This is a genomic window from Staphylococcus sp. HMSC036D05 (assembly GCF_001836225.1).
In the GTDB taxonomy this organism is placed as follows: domain Bacteria; phylum Bacillota; class Bacilli; order Staphylococcales; family Staphylococcaceae; genus Staphylococcus; species Staphylococcus caprae.
The window spans coordinates 1,117,687-1,134,498 of sequence record NZ_KV827781.1; the positions used below are offsets into that span (position 1 = coordinate 1,117,687).

16 protein-coding genes and 1 pseudogene are annotated in these 16,812 nt (G+C 33.6%); 1 reads left to right on the plus strand and 16 read right to left on the minus strand.

Annotation, left to right across the window (positions count from 1 at the left end; genetic code table 11):
- Window positions 1–79 precede the first annotated feature (79 nt).
- The 3 genes from graS to HMPREF2580_RS09935 are packed head-to-tail and all read right to left on the minus strand — an operon-like array spanning window position 80 to window position 2,728.
- Window positions 80–1,120 carry a histidine kinase GraS/ApsS gene (gene graS / locus HMPREF2580_RS09925; protein ID WP_070832515.1) on the minus strand — a complete coding sequence of 347 codons (1,041 nt, stop codon included), beginning with the start codon at window positions 1,118–1,120 and terminating at the stop codon, window positions 80–82.
- The gene (gene graR, locus HMPREF2580_RS09930) at window positions 1,113–1,787 is read right to left on the minus strand and encodes a response regulator transcription factor GraR/ApsR (protein WP_002441351.1); all 675 of its coding nucleotides are present in this window, start codon (window positions 1,785–1,787) and stop codon (window positions 1,113–1,115) included. The genes graS and graR overlap by 8 nt, the downstream gene beginning before the upstream one ends.
- Before the next feature lie 17 nt (window positions 1,788–1,804).
- On the minus strand, window positions 1,805–2,728 hold the full coding sequence (locus tag HMPREF2580_RS09935) for a Rossmann-fold NAD(P)-binding domain-containing protein (RefSeq protein ID WP_037541160.1): 924 nt from the start codon (window positions 2,726–2,728) through the stop codon (window positions 1,805–1,807).
- A gap of 116 nt (window positions 2,729–2,844) precedes the next feature.
- Here HMPREF2580_RS09935 and HMPREF2580_RS09940 point away from each other — a divergent pair, with 116 nt between their 5' ends.
- Window positions 2,845–3,351 carry a GNAT family N-acetyltransferase gene (locus HMPREF2580_RS09940; RefSeq protein ID WP_070832519.1) on the plus strand — a complete coding sequence of 169 codons (507 nt, stop codon included), beginning with the start codon at window positions 2,845–2,847 and terminating at the stop codon, window positions 3,349–3,351.
- A 208-nt stretch (window positions 3,352–3,559) separates the two neighbouring features.
- Here the strand turns inward: HMPREF2580_RS09940 and HMPREF2580_RS09945 are convergent, their stop codons facing one another.
- The 13 genes and pseudogenes from HMPREF2580_RS09945 to HMPREF2580_RS10000 all read right to left on the minus strand — a co-directional run bounded on the left by HMPREF2580_RS09945 (window position 3,560) and on the right by HMPREF2580_RS10000 (window position 16,559).
- Window positions 3,560–4,609, minus strand: a complete 1,050-nt coding sequence (locus HMPREF2580_RS09945) for an alpha/beta hydrolase (RefSeq protein WP_002441344.1) — start codon at window positions 4,607–4,609, stop codon at window positions 3,560–3,562.
- A gap of 176 nt (window positions 4,610–4,785) precedes the next feature.
- Window positions 4,786–5,853 (minus strand): YkvI family membrane protein, encoded by a 1,068-nt coding sequence (locus tag HMPREF2580_RS09950; RefSeq protein ID WP_002441342.1) that lies wholly within the window; start codon window positions 5,851–5,853, stop codon window positions 4,786–4,788.
- Window positions 5,854–6,027: 174 nt separating this feature from the next.
- The gene (locus tag HMPREF2580_RS09955) at window positions 6,028–6,528 is read right to left on the minus strand and encodes a hypothetical protein (RefSeq protein WP_002441340.1); all 501 of its coding nucleotides are present in this window, start codon (window positions 6,526–6,528) and stop codon (window positions 6,028–6,030) included.
- Between the two features lie 63 nt (window positions 6,529–6,591).
- Window positions 6,592–6,969: a dihydroxyacetone kinase phosphoryl donor subunit DhaM gene (gene dhaM / locus HMPREF2580_RS09960; protein WP_070832522.1), complete on the minus strand. Its 378-nt coding sequence runs from the start codon at window positions 6,967–6,969 to the stop codon at window positions 6,592–6,594.
- Window positions 6,966–7,547 (minus strand): dihydroxyacetone kinase subunit DhaL, encoded by a 582-nt coding sequence (gene dhaL, locus HMPREF2580_RS09965; protein WP_070832524.1) that lies wholly within the window; start codon window positions 7,545–7,547, stop codon window positions 6,966–6,968. Before dhaL ends, dhaM begins: the two co-directional genes overlap by 4 nt.
- 41 nt (window positions 7,548–7,588) lie before the next feature.
- Window positions 7,589–8,557 carry a dihydroxyacetone kinase subunit DhaK gene (gene dhaK, locus HMPREF2580_RS09970; protein WP_070832527.1) on the minus strand — a complete coding sequence of 323 codons (969 nt, stop codon included), beginning with the start codon at window positions 8,555–8,557 and terminating at the stop codon, window positions 7,589–7,591.
- A 190-nt stretch (window positions 8,558–8,747) separates the two neighbouring features.
- Window positions 8,748–9,764 carry a FecCD family ABC transporter permease gene (locus HMPREF2580_RS09975; RefSeq protein ID WP_002441332.1) on the minus strand — a complete coding sequence of 339 codons (1,017 nt, stop codon included), beginning with the start codon at window positions 9,762–9,764 and terminating at the stop codon, window positions 8,748–8,750.
- Complete coding sequence (locus HMPREF2580_RS09980) at window positions 9,761–10,765, minus strand: FecCD family ABC transporter permease (RefSeq protein WP_070832530.1); 1,005 nt, start codon at window positions 10,763–10,765, stop codon at window positions 9,761–9,763. Before HMPREF2580_RS09980 ends, HMPREF2580_RS09975 begins: the two co-directional genes overlap by 4 nt.
- Window positions 10,766–10,792: 27 nt before the next feature.
- The gene (locus HMPREF2580_RS09985; RefSeq protein ID WP_002441326.1) at window positions 10,793–11,590 is read right to left on the minus strand and encodes an ABC transporter ATP-binding protein; all 798 of its coding nucleotides are present in this window, start codon (window positions 11,588–11,590) and stop codon (window positions 10,793–10,795) included.
- A 356-nt stretch (window positions 11,591–11,946) separates the two neighbouring features.
- A complete protein-coding gene (locus HMPREF2580_RS09990; protein WP_070832532.1) occupies window positions 11,947–12,780 on the minus strand; it encodes a YitT family protein in 834 nt (277 codons plus the stop codon).
- 213 nt (window positions 12,781–12,993) lie between these two features.
- A pseudogene (locus HMPREF2580_RS12250) lies at window positions 12,994–13,085 on the minus strand (hypothetical protein).
- 214 nt (window positions 13,086–13,299) lie between these two features.
- Entirely contained in the window at window positions 13,300–14,529 is a 1,230-nt protein-coding gene (locus tag HMPREF2580_RS09995; protein WP_070832536.1) for a NupC/NupG family nucleoside CNT transporter, read from the minus strand.
- Window positions 14,530–14,831: 302 nt separating this feature from the next.
- Complete coding sequence (locus HMPREF2580_RS10000; protein WP_002441320.1) at window positions 14,832–16,559, minus strand: ABC transporter ATP-binding protein; 1,728 nt, start codon at window positions 16,557–16,559, stop codon at window positions 14,832–14,834.
- Between the last annotated feature and the right edge of the window lie 253 nt (window positions 16,560–16,812).

The window sequence follows — 16,812 nt, forward strand, 5'->3', positions numbered from 1 at the left end:
TATTATTTGTTATTTATACTCTTTTATTATAACGACAATAAATTACAAATGTGATAATTGTAAGTAACAAAACGCATGTTTAAAATGACAATCTTGTCACTTTAGACATGCGTGCTACAATTTCATTTTGCTGTGGGAAAATGAAATAAAATGTTGTTCCTTGACCTACTTCTGATTCTACTTTCACATCAATACCCAATTGATCCTTGACGCTATGAACTAAGTAAAGTCCCATACCAGAAGATGCCGTTTCATTTCGATTCATCGTAGATGTATATCCTCTGTCGAAGATTCTAGGTAAATCTTTTTTACTTATTCCTCTACCATGGTCTTTGATTTTTAATATGACATGACCATCTGCCATATAACTAGATAAATCGATAGTCGTATTTTCACTATATTTTAATGAATTGGAGAGAATTTGTCTTATCATCATTCTGCACCATTTCACATCTGTATAAACCTTATCAACATCTTCAAAGTTTAATTCAAACCCAATATCCTTCGCTTGACTAATATGGCGAGTTAATTGAATTTCATCAATAACCATACGTTTCAATTCAACATGGTCGAAGTACATATCACGATTCTGTGATTCCAATCGCGTTAAGTATAGCTGTTTATCTAGCATTTCATTAATTCTAGCCCATTCAAATAATAATGCTTTTTTACGTTGATCATCCGCTTCTTGATCAATCAGTAATTTCATTGCGGTCACGGGCGTTTTAATATCATGCACGAATTCAGTTATCGTTTGTTCATGGTTTTTTATTTGTAATTGTTGCTCAACGACTTTATCTTTTTGTGTTGCAATATGACGATACAAATAATCGACCATATGTTGTTGAAATGGTGTTTCAGCTAAATCTTTATGCTTGATTTCCTCAATTTCCTTATTTTTATAAAAGTGTTTAGACAATCGTACTTCCTTAACAAAGGTAAATAACAAGAAGAGCACGCTCAACCCAAGATTTAAGAATACGATGTAAGCAACACTTTCGACAGAGATATCATAATCAATATACGAGATACCTAACATGACGAGGTTAAGGAATATAATCCACATAATCCAGTTAATGCGTGATCTTACAAATAACCAAAACCATTGTAAATTATTCATGTGCCATATATCCTTTACCAACTTTAGTCTCAATCGCTTCATCCATATTGATATCTGCCAATTTTTTTCTGAGACGGTTCACATTTACAGTTAAAGTATTATCACTTACAAAGGCTTCATCATCCCATAAAGCTGTAATTAAAGTATCACGTGTCACGATTTGATTTTGTTTGTTAATCAACATTTCTAAAATAATCATTTCCGTTTTCGATAGAAAGATGGTTTTATCACCTTTTTGAATGCTATCTTTGGACAAATCAACCACAGTATCTTGCCAATTTAGTGTCCTTTTTTCTTCTACACCAAATTCATATACACGTCTATAAATTGCTTGTAGCTTTGCGATAAGTACATTCGTGTAAAAAGGCTTTTGCATATAGTCATCGGCACCGAGCTCCATACTCATCACTTGATCCATCGGGTTATCTCTTGAAGATAGGAATAAAATAGGGACATTAGATTCCTGTCTCATTTTTCTACACCAATAGAATCCATCATATTTAGGGAGTTGAACATCTAAAATAACAATTTCTGGATTAAATTTTTCAAATGTATCCATCACATTGCCAAAATCCTCTACCCCTGCAACATTGAAATCCCATTGTTCTAATTCTTTTTTTAATTCTTGAAATAACGTATTATCATCTTCGACCAGAAGTATTTGCATAAAACATCACCCGATATCTATTTTGTATATTTGAATTTCTCGCCTGACTGGACACGCCCTTGGAAATGTTTGATTCTACAATCAATTTCAAATCCTCTCATAAACAGCCCTTGAATAGGTGCTTGAATGAAGTAATAAATCGGCCAGAATAATTTAGGTATATAATCATATAAATGCACCATGACTAATGAGCTACCTTTCAGAAGTCTAAACTCTAGTTTCCCTTGCTTTTTCAAGTTAGGTTTGACCAATTTACCGCCAACTAAATGTAATGTAATAATATCTTCAGCTGTTTTTGTTTTCTTGAAAATTGCTAATGGCTTTTTACTATTTTTGCGATAAATGATGTAATCTTCATTTTCTTTTTTAGCATGGACGAAAGTACCTTTCGTTTCATCCAACCATTGACAATAGTAATCCACAAGTTGATTTAAAGTCCATTTTTTCGGTAATACCATTTTCATTGCAGTTCGGACATCATCATATTTAGATGGTTGTAGTTCAACATTAATATACGGCCGTTTAACTTCAACATTCGTTCGTTCAACAGGTGCACCATAAGCACCTAAGCGCTCCATTGTTTCATTATCATGGCGACTTCCAGGTATATAGATTAATTTCTTAATTTGGTTCAATGCTGCAGCCCTACCAAAATTATCTGCTGCAATTAAATTTAAATCTCTTGCAGTCGCTTGTGTTAATTTCGCAGAGTTTTTAGTTGGATCTAAATAAAATACTGCTATATCCATACCTGCCATTGACTCAACAACATTTTCATAATTAAATATATCGCTCTTTAACCACGTTATTTCTTCTGCCGAACCTTTATCTGGCTTAGGGTATTTAGATAATGCGTAGAGCTCTGCATCATTTTCTATCACGCTACTTAAATATTTACCGATGTAGCCAGTACCACCTGCAAGTAAAACCTTAGGCTTCATGGTTATCGACTCCTTAATTTCCTTATATTTAATAATTATTACTGATTCAAGCACAAAGTCCCAAACTATACTATAATAGAAACTACAATTTACTTAACTGAAAATGGAGTGTTTTCATGGCCCACGTAATTCGTGAAATTAGTATAAAAGACGTTGAAAACTTTATAGATTTGTTAAGCAAGATTTATGATGAATCAGAATTTACATTTTATAATCCTGGTGAATACTCACCTAGTATAGCGTCGGCTAGTCAAAATTTAGAAAACTACATTACCTCGCCGTCTAAAGCTATATATGTAGCAGAAAGTGACGAACAGCTTGTTGGATACGCTTTTGTCAATACCGAAACATACGAACGAACGCAACATGAAGCTGTCATCTATCTCGGTGTTAAAAAGTACTATCAAAAACATGGTGTCGGCCAAGCGTTAATTAACGCCATTGAAGCCTGGTCACTCAACCATAAAATCCGACGCATTGAAGCCACAGTTGTCACTGAAAATGGACGTGCCGTTGAACTCTTCAAAGGGACAGGTTTCCAAATTGAAGGCGAACTTAAAGACAAGCTCTATATCAACGGACGTTATTACAATGAATACGTAATGGCAAAAATATTGAATTAATGTTTTGTCTCATTTCAAATTTTACCACATATTAGAAATTTTAAATAACGCTATCAATGTTTAAAGATTGTTGCTATCAATCGACGCTCCATCAATATTGAAGTTTGATAATATTTTCGTTGTGACATCTACTTTGTATGATGATAAATAATAAGAGGCAAATCGCTATCATTTAAATTTATGATAACGATTTGCCTCTTTTTCTAGTTTATTCGTATGGATATAGTGACACACTGTTATTGGTTTGATTACCAGAATTCACATCTGTAGATTCTCCACTTTCTACACCTGAAGATGAAGTATTTCTACTTAAGAATAATAGTACTTTCTTAATATTTTCTTTCGATTCAGGCTTCTCTAAATGGAATTGATACTGATGATGTAAATGATGTGTACCATTATAAAATAGTGTATCGACAGGTACATTTTCCGATTTAAGTGCTTTATAAAATGACTTATTCTGACTGTAAAATGGATCAGCATCTCCAACTGATAAATACGTTGGCGGATATTGTTTAGTTACTTGATTAATCGTTGACATTTGAGATAAATTCTTGAAATTTGTTTCCCAATTATTCATTCCAGTATAACTTTTCATAAATAGTTGAATTCTAGGAAATTCTGTCGCTTTCACTGTTTTCATATCATAGAAACCGCCAAAGAAGATGGCTGCTTTAATCTGAGAAGGCTCAAATTGTTGTTCGAAATGCATTTCTTTACGTAAGTCTTTATTCGTTTGCATTGCAACGTATTGACTTGTTAATTGAGCCCCCGCTGAATCACCGCCAATCACAACTTGGTTGAAATCAATTGGAAGTTCATGTTTATTTTTCTTTATAAATTTGACCGCTTGATTAAGTTGTTCAAGAGGTGTTGGATATTTATATTGTGGCGCTAATGCATAATTAACATTCACGACGATGTAACCTTGTTCAGCTATTTTAGATAGTAGAGGATTTTTATATTGCTTGTCTCCTGCTATAAATCCACCTCCATGCATCCAGAAGATGACGGGTAATTTCGTATCCTTACTCATATCTGAAGGTGTTATAATATCTAATTTACTATTAGGTAATCCCTCGCCATAAGAGATATTTTGAAATAATTTTACATTCTTATTATTGATTCGTACGTGTTCTCTACCTTGTTGCTTTTCTTGTCCTTTGTCATAATGACTTTTCAAATGCAAACCTAATACCACTGCAACTAAGATAATGATGAGTGACGTCACCAACAACCATTTATACTTTTCTTTCATTATTGATAATCCTCTCACGTCATGACTTTCTATATATTATTTATGTCTAAACTTGTTCAGGCTTATTACTTTTCCAGAAAATAAAGAAAAAGCAATTCACCTTTTAAATGAAAGACGAATTGCTTTTAAGATTAAATCAATCATTTTAAATTGTAAAGTGTATGCAAAGTAACAACTTATGCAATATGGTCTTCATCATCATTTTTACGTTTAAAGTACTTAATGAGTACTGCTACAACAATGAAGAGACCTACAACACCCATAAATTTATATAGTACATTAATTAAATCAGCAAAACCTACGAAACTTAATACATAGGCTGCAATCATCATAATGACTATAAACACATGGTATTTCTTACTATATGGTATCGTGAAACGTGCTGCGAATGAATAGCACAATCCTAAAATTGTATTATACATTACAGCTAACATGATAAATGTTAGTACAAGTCCAATCCATGGATGAATGTCATTAGCTAAATTTAATGTAGGAATATCTGCGTTTTTAATTTTCGGATATTCTGTTTGTAGTGAAAAGTTAATTAATGCGAGTAAGATGGTATAAACGACACCGCCGAACAATGCACCAGCACCGGAAACTCTACGTTTAGATGCATCGCCACCAATAGCAACAATCGTACTAAATCCAACTGCAAACGCAAGTCCACCATAAACAAGCCCCCAGAAAATACCTTTCCAAATGCTTGTGTCAGGTACCGTACTATTAACTTCCGCTATAGAAATATTTCCTGTAAATAAATAATATACAGCAATCAATATAACCATAACGATCAAGAATGGTGTCACAATACCTAGAGCTCTTACAATTTTATTAAAATCAAGTAATAAAGTTAAATAAATAATGATTGTCATAATAAGGGCGCCTAACCAAGTGGGAATATTAAAACTTTGGTTAAACGTTGAACCTGAACCGGCAATCATTGTTACGGCAATTCCAAATAAGAAAAAGACAAGAATGTAATCGAAAACTTTACTAAATTTTTCGCCAAAAATGTATTGTAATGTAGATTCATGGTTCGTAGCTGAAAAGGCTGTACCAATTTTAGCTACTTGTCTACCAATAAATCCTAAAATGAAACCTGAAATTAAAACACCGATATACGACCATAATCCAAACGGTGTAAAGAATTGCATGACTTCTTGTCCTGTTGAGAATCCCGCACCTACAACGATGCCGACGTATGCAAAGCCTATTTTTATTGCTTCTTTATTCAGCCCCATTTAAAAGATAACCTCCTTAGATTTTCACAGTGAGCATTATAACGTACTGTTTTTTATTTTCAACCCCGCATGATCAACTTATAACGAAATGTATAAATCTTAGAAAAAGTGTATAAAAATAGCCATTAAAGTTGGGTAACTCTAATGACTATATCGAGAATGTTATATAATTACTTAACGTGCATCTCTATGTTTGTTTAATTCATTAATATCAACAACAATGTTGTCCATACGTTTTGCAGTGTCTTTAAGTACATTACGTGCTACATTATTATTTGGATCAAGTTTAAGAATTCGTTTAGCTACATCGAATGCTTTCTTGTCAGAAATGACTGGTTCAGGAATAGCATGAAGCAATAACATTTGTAGTAAACTTTTAACTTCATTTCCGTTAGTGAGTTTTATGGAAGAATCAGCATGATAATAAGCTGAATCTAAAGCACCTTCATATTCGCTCAACGGATATACAAGTAATAAAAATGCCAAATCATGCAATTCTGATGATTCTTCAACTTTAATCATATCTAGAATACATGTGTAAAACATCATACTTTCTACTTCATGAGCGCTAGAAATATATGCCTCTTCAAATTCCATAAAATCTGTTTCGGACATTAATTGTCTTACCTGCTCAAATTCGCCATTCAATACATGTTTCTTTATAAGATGTTGCATGGCTATGTCCTCCTATTACCCAGATTTTATTTAACAGTTATATTAATAATATCATACTTAAAGCTAAGTTTCACTCGAAAAATGAGTATTGTTTACCTCTTCGATAGCTTCTTTCATATTGCCTCCAGTTGATAACTTCACTGCCGCGGTAAAACTACCTTCAACAAGAGGAGCATTGATTTTAGCAATCTGATATTGACCTTCATACATTTCAATTGCCATATCTAAATTCATTTCCGAAGAACCTAAATCATAAAAGCATAGTGCATCGTCTTCTATATGATTAATCATCTTTTGTATTTCATCAAATGACGTACCAATGGCGCCATCTTCTGTACCACCATGAGCCTTGATGTCGACATTATTTACCATCTGTTCAAGTAAATCCTTTGTACCTTTTGCAATATCAGCACTGTGACTAACTAATACAATCGTTGTCATTGCGACTCATCTCCCATTAAAGCGTTCAGAATGTAAACCATGCTCTGTGCTCCTGGATCAATATATCCTTTTGAATCTTCTTTAAAATATGACGCACGACCTTTGGTTGCTACCATATCTTTAGTATCATCCGCATAACTTTGTAATTTTTCTAAATTTAATTTTTCATCTTTTTGAAGTGCTTCATTCGCTCTTTCGACCACGTCATACATTGTTTTTTCATTTAATTCAACTTTACCTCTTTGCGCAATCGCATCCGCAAACGTTTTTAGTAACTCTTTTAAATTTTCGTTATCAATTTCGTCTTTAACGACACTCGCCATTTTGACGAAACTAAAGCCATATAACGGACCTGAGGCACCACCAATTTTAGACATAAGCGTCATCCCGGTTGATTTAAATAGTGAAGCCATGTCATTATCGTCAATATTGTCCTCTAAATGAGAGAAACCTCGTTCCATATTCACACCGTGGTCACCATCACCAATGGCTCTATCTAAGTCTGTTAATTCCTCTTCTTTTTCTTTAAAAGTATCTGCTAAACTTAGCAATTGTGCTTTCATTTCTTTTACGTTCATCTCTGACACCTCTACATTGTATAATTATTCATCATTTACTTTTACGCATTAAAATAAAGGCTTGTTGTAGGTGCTAAAAAGGCTTTAAGCCATTCTTCTTTAACAGGTACAAGTGTGATTGAGAAGCCTTGCATATCAAGTGACGTCATGAAGTTACCTACGTACCAATGTTTTACCCCGTAATGCTTGTCATTAAATAATTCACTCAGATATTTCGTTACAATATTCAGTTCAGATTGAGGTGTGCCGCCCATACCATTGACCATGACAATATAATCATCGGCAGAGATTTCTTGTTCTAATTTTTCAACTAATGTTGAAATAATTTGATTAATTGGTTGGATGGATTCACGATGTAAACCCTTTTCTCCATGTATACCAACACCAATTTCCATCTCATTGTCTTCAATATCGAAACCATATCTACCTGTCGTAGGAACCATTGGAGGTGTTAAAGCCATTCCAATACTTTTAATTTCTGGTAGCAATATTTCTACTTTTTCTTTTATTTCATTTAATGCTAGTCCTTTTTCCGCTAAAAATCCTGCGTACTTATGAACCAAAACAGTACCTGCAACACCTCTACGTTGATCAGGCTCGCTAATAGCAATATCATCTCTAACTATAACCGTTTCAACTTGTATGCCTTCCATTTCAGCCATTTCTTGTGCCATTTCAAAATTCATGACATCGCCAGCATAATTTTTAACTATAAGTAATACCCCGTCGCCATTATCTACTGCTTTGATTGCTTCTAATATTTTATCTGGAGTAGGCGAAGTAAATACTTCCCCACAAACAGCTGCATCTAACATACCTTGAGCTACGTAACCCGCATGTGCAGGTTCGTGACCACTTCCTCCTCCAGATACAAGTGCAACGCCCGATTGTTTTTTATCTTTACGTACCACTACCGTATCTTCAATTACATCTAATTCAGGATTTGCAATTTTTAGGCCATCTAACATGTCACTTAAAAATTGTTGTCTATCTTTTATTAATTTCTTCATGAAAACCCCTCCTTATTAATTTATCATCAGTATAAAACACGTCTATATATCATCGCTAATGTTATGTGTGTCTTCTATAAAATGTTCACAAATAGACTTACCTTTTCTAAAAAATGATTTCATCTTGTTTGAAATATATACAAAAGCCGCCATTAAAATCGATTTGATTTTAATGACGGCTATAACAAATTTATACGCTTTTTGTTCTATACATGAGATATAAGAAGTATGGTGCTCCAATAATGGCAACAACAATTCCTGCGGGCACGCCAGATGGTTGTAAGATGACTTTTCCTAATGTATCAGAGAATACAAGTAAAAATGCACCAACTAAAATCGCTATAGGTAAGAAAAGTTGATGACGAGGACCCACGATGCGTTTAGCAATATGAGGTCCCATTAAACCAATAAATGAAATCGCACCAGCAACGGCTACAGCTACTGAAGATAAGATAACAGCGATAAAGAACAAGATTATTCTTTCACGTTCAACTTTAATACCCAATCCTTTCGCTATATGTTCATGCGTATTAATAATATTTAATTCATTAGATTTAAATAGAAGATACGGAACAATGACGATCATCCATGGAATAAATGCGATAACAAATGTCCAATCGTCTCCCCATATACTACCTGCAAACCATGAGGCCATAAACTCAGATTGATCTTCATCAAATTTTGACATCAGTGTTATAGAGCCACCATATAGTGCGGTTTGCATACCAACACCGATCAATACCATACTTGCAGGAGTTAGCCCATGATATTTATTGATACTGAATACGAATATCACTAAAGCTGTAGCAATGCCGCCAATTAAACTAATCACAGGTAATGCGTATACGAAGTTATCTGGCTTCACTTGACCGATTGTCACAAATAAAGCAATCGCGAAACCACCGCCTGCATTAATACCTAGAATGCCAGGTTCTGCAATAGGGTTCTTCGTTACACTTTGAATAACAGCACCACTCAAACTTAATGCAGCACCCGCTAAAATCGTAATGAGCATTCGAGGTAAACGGAAATCGATAAGAATGAGCGAATCTGTATAATCTCCTTGACCTAATAGTGTTTTGAAGAAGTTAGACACTGGAATTTTATATTCACCAGAAGCGATACTCCATGTACATGCTGCAAAAAGTAGAACAGCAAATATGATGAAAGTAATGATTTGCTTGCGTCTTAATCTAGGATCTATCATATTGAGCGCCCTCCTTTTTTAACAAGGTATAAAAAGTACGGCACACCAATAAATGAAATAATCGCTCCTACTGGGGCTTCACCTAATAATCTTGCAAGCATATCGGCAATCAGAACTAAAACGCCTCCAAATAATGCTGTAAGTGGAATGACTTTAGAATAATCTGTACCTATAATAAAACGAACAATATGTGGCACCATCAAACCTACAAAGGCAATTTGGCCAACCATCGCAACCGCTACGCCAGCAAGTATCATAGATAAAATCATACTTATCCCACGAATGACTGAAACATTTTGACCTAAACCTTTAGCGAGTGATTCACCTAAATTTAAAATTGTAAGTTGTTTACTAATTAATAAGATGAAAATTAACGTAATAATAACAATGGGGCCACTCCATATTAATTGTCCCCATGTCGTACCAGAAACGCCCCCTGCACTCCAAAATGTTAGTGACTGATTTAGTCTAAATACGAGCGCAACACCTTGGCTTAAAGCTGTAAGCAACGCACTGATAGCTGCACCTGCTAAAATGATTCTCATCGGGTTAAATCCATCTCGTCTAGAACGTCCTATCATTAAAACGATAAAACCACCGAGTAATGCACCTAGAAACCCTGAAACCATTAATAATAAAAACGGCGCTTCTGGGTAGAAGGCATAAGTCATCGCCAGCCCAAACGTAGCGCCTGAATTCAAACCTATTAAACTCGGATCAGCAAGTCCATTTTTTGTAACACCTTGGATAACTGCACCAGAAACCGCTAAAGCCATACCAACTAATACTGCACCTAAATCTCTAGGGATTCTAATTTCGCTAATAATATTATGATCTTGATTTTTTGGATTATAATTGAAAATTGCATCAAAAATAGTTGGAATACTAACATGTGCTTTTCCAAATATAATAGAAAGAAATAGTGCTAGAATTAGCACTATTATACTTCCTATTATGAGAGAAACGAACTTGATGTTTTCATTTTTATTTTTTTCAAACATGGTTATTTATCCCTTTTGCCTTCCCTATTACGAATACGTCTTGCAAAATAAATCATAAGTAACAAGGAGGGGTTTACCAGTTCGCGGATCTTGATCAAGAACAACATCAATATTAAATACTTTTTCTAAAATGTCTTTCGTAAGTACTTCTTGTGTTGAGCCATTTGCAACGATATTTCCATCTTTCATTGCAATAAGATGATCTGAGAAACGAATTGCTTGATTAATATCATGTAATACCATCACGATCGTACAGCCTTGTTCTTCATTTAATTTTTGGACGAGTTCTAAAATTTCTAATTGGTGGCAAATATCTAGATAAGTGGTAGGTTCATCTAAAAAGATAATATCAGTACGTTGTGCTAGAGCCATTGCTATCCACACACGTTGTCTTTGACCACCACTTAAGTCATTAATTGAACGATGACGGAAATCACTTGTTCCTGTAACTGTTAACGCCCAATCAATTTCTTTTTTATCTTCAGCTGATAAACGACCAAAGCCTTTTTGATGTGGGAAACGTCCATAAGAAACTAACTCACCAACTGTTAAACCATCAGCAACTTCAGGTGATTGAGGTAAAATTGCGATTTTCTTAGCAATTTCTTTTGTGGATTGCGCGTGAATACTTTCGCCATCTAAATTAATTGCGCCATCTTTAATGGATAATAAACGAGATAGCGCTTTGAGCAATGTTGACTTCCCACAACCGTTTGGCCCAATAATAGAAGTCACCTTACCATCTGGTATTTCTACATCTAAATTATTAATAATCGTAGTGTCTCCATAACCAATTTTCACTTGTTCTCCGTTTAAACGACTCATAGTTCCCCTACTTTCATTTATAAATAATGCATTTATATCGTAAAAACATAGTATTTTCGTTAAAAGTTTATCGTTTATTTGATTACCAACTGTAATTGATAATCATTATCATAGACTATATTATAACATCTCTATTCAAGATTGACTAACAAATATTGATATGAATTGTTTAATACATTTTAATTTTTTCGAAAACTAGACTAACGAAAACGAAGTTGCAACGAGAAATTTAATACTTTATAGATGATTAAATTATGGATAAAAAATTAAGCTCTAAGATAATTTCTTAAAATCATCTTAGAGCTAATGTTTCAGGATCAATATCCAATTCTAGCGTCATTTTTATTTGAATTTATTTATTCATCTACTAAAAATCCATTACCATACACATCACGTACATCGTGAATAACGAGAAAAGCATTTTCGTCAATATTTCTAATGATACGTTTTGCACGTGAAACTTGTGTTTTAGAAATCACTACATAGAGCACATCTTTTTCTTCGCGCGTATAATAACCATGACCGTTTAAAATTGTTAAACCTCTACCCACTTGTTCATCGATTGCTTTTGCAACTTCATCAGGTGTACTTGAAATAATTGTCATTGCCTTTTTCGTATTGAGTCCTTCAATCACATATTCCATTACTTTCGTTCCAATATATAGCGAAATCACTGTGACAAGTGCTTTATCTAATGATATTTGAGTTAGTGAAATCAATACCACAAGTAAATCAAAGAATAGTAATGCATAAGGTGTACTAATATCCAGATATTTATTAACAATTCTTGCTAAGATTACTGTACCAGCAGTAGTTCCACCTGCTAATACAATAACTCCTATACCGACGCCGATACATATTCCACCAAATACTGCGTTAACAATCAAGTTACCAGTATGAACATGCCAAGATTCTGTTAAATCTAAAAATATGGAAATAAGAATCGTCGCAACGATCGTTAAATACATGCTACGCTTACTCAAGTACTTATATCCAACTGCGATTAAAATAGCGTTGACTACAAAGTTAGTAATCGCAGGTGATAAATGGAATGCATAATATAACACAATCGCTATTCCGGTAACGCCTCCCTCACCTAAATTACCAGAAATAATAAACGCATTAACGCCTGCTGAGAATATGAATGAACCAGCAATAACTAATAATATATCTCGAATTGTTTTATTCATTCAATCACCCCTTTAGTTTTTCTCTCATGTATCAAAATGGTAGCATACGCTTATAATTTCTCACAATAATATACTCACAAATAATTTTATTTTTAACAAAAGCATTAATTATAGAACACAAATAAATTATTTTTTTATCCATACTGTGCTAGCTCTTAAAAAAACAGGTTAATAAAACGCCAATAGACAAATAAATTTAAATTTTCTGAATTTTTAATTTACTTTTAAAGAAAGGTCTGCTATAATGATTTTAACTTCTTGAAAGAGAAGTTATCTCCTTTGTGTTGTTTATAGTAACAAAACAAATTTTGCTCGAAGTACTGTGACAGTACCTAGTCCTTACCGTTACAAGTACATTAATATTCATTTCCCATAAAAGCCAAGTATAAGAAGTGTCTCCTCACTTTCTATACTTGGTTTTTATCATTTTCCTAAATATACCTCATAAATTACAAAAGAGTGAACGTTCGCTACCTACGACGTTCACTCTTTTTCATACTCTATTTATTGGAAAATATATTACCAAGCAAATAAACCTACAAATGCTGCAGTAAGTAATGACACTAAAATACCTGCAAGAAGCATCATCGGTACATACTTAGATACAAAATCTGATGTTTTCTTATCAACAATTCCTTTTAACGTACCTACAATCATGCCAATCGTTGAGAAGTTCGCAAATGATACTAAGAACGTTGATATCACAGCACGATGATGTGGTGAGAATGAATTCACTTGTTTAGAAATCTCACCCATAACAACAAACTCATTAGTTACAATCTTCTTAGCCATTTGTTGTGCGACCTCCCATGCTTCATTGAAAGGTAGACCTAATAATAAAGCAAATGGATACATGAAGGCGCCTAAAATTTGGTTTAGACCAAAACTTCCTTTCCAGCCAAAACCATGAGCAATAAGACCGGTAATCAGATTAATGAAACGATCGATTAAGTCAGCCAATGCGACGAAACTAATAACAAATGCGATAATAATCAGTACTAATTTACCTGCTGCTAAAACTGAATCTCCTAAGAAAGAGAAGAAAGGTTGACGTTCGATTTGATGATCTTTAATACTATAGATGATATCTTCTTTTTCTTCCACTGAAACAGGATTTAGAATAGACGATACAATTATTGCGTTGATAATATTAAGTGGTATCGCTGTCAGTACAAGCTCACCAGGAATCATTTGTACATAAGCTCCGACAATCGCACCTGAGACTGAACTCATAGACATCATAGCTACTGTCAGTACACGCATTTCGTTCATACGTTTCAGTTGTTCATTAGATACAGCCAACGCTTCAGTATTTCCTAAGAACATCATTTCAACACCAAAGAATGACTCGAATTTAGGCTGACGTGTAATCTTCGCGAGCACCCAGCCAATTCCACCTATAATCTTTGGAAGTATATTGAAATACATTAATATATCAAATAAAGGTACGATAAGTAAGATAGGAAACAGGGCACTTACAGCCATATCCATTTGCTTTCCAGATGTGAAGCTTTTGAAAGCGAATCCTGTACCCTGATGCGCGGATTCTATGACCCAAGCAATACCATTTGCCGCGCCTTTAACTCCATTTCTTCCCCAATCAAAATAAATAAAGAACCATGCTAAGAATAAATTCAAAATAACTAAGATTAATATCGATTTCCATTGGATATTTTTGCGATTTCTTGAACATAACACAGCCACACCAAGAAAGACGATTAACCCAATGATATTAATTAATAAAAACATTTGGCACCTACCTATTTAATATTTGTCATTTATATATTTATTTAAAACTCACTCAAAACTGTAAGACCATCAAATATTTAATCATAATTATCCCTATAAATATTGAACAATATAAGACTTTAATATTTTGAAAACGTTTGTTTTCCGTACTATTTGACATTATGTATATAAAAAGTTCTCTTAATCTTACAAAATTCATTATACCACTTGTAAATTTGGGTTAAAATAACGATTTTACAAAATATTTACGTAAATAATACTAAAAAAACACGCTCCACATTTTCGTGGAACGTGACTTGATGCTAATCTGATAATTTTTGAGATGTGACAAAGTTTTTATATTTTTCATGGGATTGCATTAATTCTCCATGTGTACCTTTACCAGTAACTTGACCTTTATCAATGAAAATAATTTGACCTGCTTTTTTAATAGTAGAAAGACGATGCGCAATCACAACAGTTGTTCTACCTTCCATTAATGTTTCAAGTGCTTCTTGAATCTTAACTTCACTTTCACTATCTAAGTTAGCGGTAGCTTCATCTAATAAAAGAATATCTGGATTCTTAACGAAACTTCTAGCTATATCAATACGTTGACGTTGGCCACCAGATAATTTAAGTCCTCGTTCACCAACCATAGTGTCATAACCTTCATCGAACTGCATAATGAATTCATGACAATTTGCTAATTTGGCATATTCAATTAATTCTTCGTCTGTTACTTCTCTATTAATACCATATAAAATATTGTCTCTAATCGTACCGCTCATCATTGAGTTAGACTGCATCACGTAACCGATTTTAGTACGCCATTTTGATAGTGGAATATCATAAATACTACGGTCGTTATATTTAATGTCACCACTTTCAATCTCATACATACGCTCAATTAAATTGAAAATAGTACTTTTACCTGAACCAGAAGGTCCTACAAAGGCACTTACTTTACCTTGAGGTATATCAAATGATACATCATCAAGAATCTTCTTGATGTCATATTTGAAATCTACATGTTCAAAGCTTAATTCACCATCTTCTACAAGATCATTTTCAGACTCAGATAGTGCTTCAGTTCGTTCAATTGGCTCTTGCATGATTTCATAGATACGGTGACTTGCTCCGACTGCTTTTTTATAATCTGTAACTAACGTAGATAGATTGATCAATGGCATAGATAATTGAATCACATAGAAAATCATTGCAATTAATGTACCTGGTGTAATAGCACCTGTTCCGATTTCTAATGCACCAAATCCAAGAATAATCGCAATCGTAAGTAACATCACGACGCCTGAGATTGGTTGAACAATTGCTGAAATTTTAGCTTGTTTTAAACCTAGATGATAGATTTTCTTTAAATTTACATGTGCATTATCTAACTCTAATCTTTCAGTATTAGAAACTTTAACCAGTCTCATTTCAGTTAACACTCTACCAAGTAAACCACTAAAATTAGCGATTTCAGTTTGTGTATTTGTAGAAATTCTTTGCATCACACGTCCTAATGGGATCATGATAAAGACAAATACTGGTATGGTGATAAAGGTTAGCAATGTTAATTTCCAATCCATGATAAATAACATGATTAATGAACCTATTAAAGTTAATACAGATGGTAATAAATTAGGTAACTTTTGAGAAATAAATTCATTAATAACCTTTGTGTCATCAGTGAGACGGCTCATTAATTGACCACTTTCGTTTTTATCAAAGAACGGCATTTTTAATTGGATGATATGTTCCCACAATATTGATCGAATGGCATATATAATTTTCTCACCAATTTTACTGAGTAAGTATAGACCAACACCGCTCAGCAATGCATTGACTAAGAAAATTGCACCAAAGATAGCTATCATGCCCCAATTCATACTACTTACAGAAAATTTATCAACTAAACGTCCTGTAAATAGAGGCACTAATAAACCACTTAAACTTCCTAACGAAGTAATAATGACCGCTGCAATGATTAACCCGTATGGCCACGAAAGCCTTTTAAATAAGAAAAATAAAGGGTTTTGTTGTTTCATTTGTTATACCTCGTCTTTAATTGTCATATTTTCATTTTGCTCAATCATACTATATATCCATCTCAATCCCAAATAATAAAGTGATTTGCAATTTATTTTATTAAAGAAAACATTTAGCTTCATTGGATAGATTTATTCTTAAAAATAACTAGCACTTACTCATATATATACGAGGCTGGGACCTTTAACATTTATGCTCTGGAAAACTGATTAACAGCGTCCTAAAAGCAGGATTTTCGGCAGTAACACTCAC

Excerpts from the sequence above, each read along its gene's own strand:
- HMPREF2580_RS09995 (WP_070832536.1), bottom strand. The coding sequence starts at position 14,529 with ATGTTTTTATTAATTAATATCATTGGGTTAATCGTCTTTCTTGGTGTG.
- dhaK (WP_070832527.1), bottom strand. The coding sequence starts at position 8,557 with ATGAAGAAATTAATAAAAGATAGACAACAATTTTTAAGTGACATGTTA.
- HMPREF2580_RS09940 (WP_070832519.1), top strand. The coding sequence starts at position 2,845 with ATGGCCCACGTAATTCGTGAAATTAGTATAAAAGACGTTGAAAACTTT.
- graR (WP_002441351.1), bottom strand. The coding sequence starts at position 1,787 with ATGCAAATACTTCTGGTCGAAGATGATAATACGTTATTTCAAGAATTA.
- dhaL (WP_070832524.1), bottom strand. The coding sequence starts at position 7,547 with ATGAACGTAAAAGAAATGAAAGCACAATTGCTAAGTTTAGCAGATACT.
- graS (WP_070832515.1), bottom strand. The coding sequence starts at position 1,120 with ATGAATAATTTACAATGGTTTTGGTTATTTGTAAGATCACGCATTAAC.
- HMPREF2580_RS09955 (WP_002441340.1), bottom strand. The coding sequence starts at position 6,528 with ATGCAACATCTTATAAAGAAACATGTATTGAATGGCGAATTTGAGCAG.
- HMPREF2580_RS09980 (WP_070832530.1), bottom strand. The coding sequence starts at position 10,765 with ATGTTTGAAAAAAATAAAAATGAAAACATCAAGTTCGTTTCTCTCATA.
- HMPREF2580_RS09990 (WP_070832532.1), bottom strand. The coding sequence starts at position 12,780 with ATGAATAAAACAATTCGAGATATATTATTAGTTATTGCTGGTTCATTC.
- HMPREF2580_RS09950 (WP_002441342.1), bottom strand. The coding sequence starts at position 5,853 with ATGGGGCTGAATAAAGAAGCAATAAAAATAGGCTTTGCATACGTCGGC.
- HMPREF2580_RS09945 (WP_002441344.1), bottom strand. The coding sequence starts at position 4,609 with ATGAAAGAAAAGTATAAATGGTTGTTGGTGACGTCACTCATCATTATC.
- HMPREF2580_RS09935 (WP_037541160.1), bottom strand. The coding sequence starts at position 2,728 with ATGAAGCCTAAGGTTTTACTTGCAGGTGGTACTGGCTACATCGGTAAA.
- HMPREF2580_RS09975 (WP_002441332.1), bottom strand. The coding sequence starts at position 9,764 with ATGATAGATCCTAGATTAAGACGCAAGCAAATCATTACTTTCATCATA.
- HMPREF2580_RS09985 (WP_002441326.1), bottom strand. The coding sequence starts at position 11,590 with ATGAGTCGTTTAAACGGAGAACAAGTGAAAATTGGTTATGGAGACACT.
- dhaM (WP_070832522.1), bottom strand. The coding sequence starts at position 6,969 with ATGACAACGATTGTATTAGTTAGTCACAGTGCTGATATTGCAAAAGGT.
- HMPREF2580_RS10000 (WP_002441320.1), bottom strand. The coding sequence starts at position 16,559 with ATGAAACAACAAAACCCTTTATTTTTCTTATTTAAAAGGCTTTCGTGG.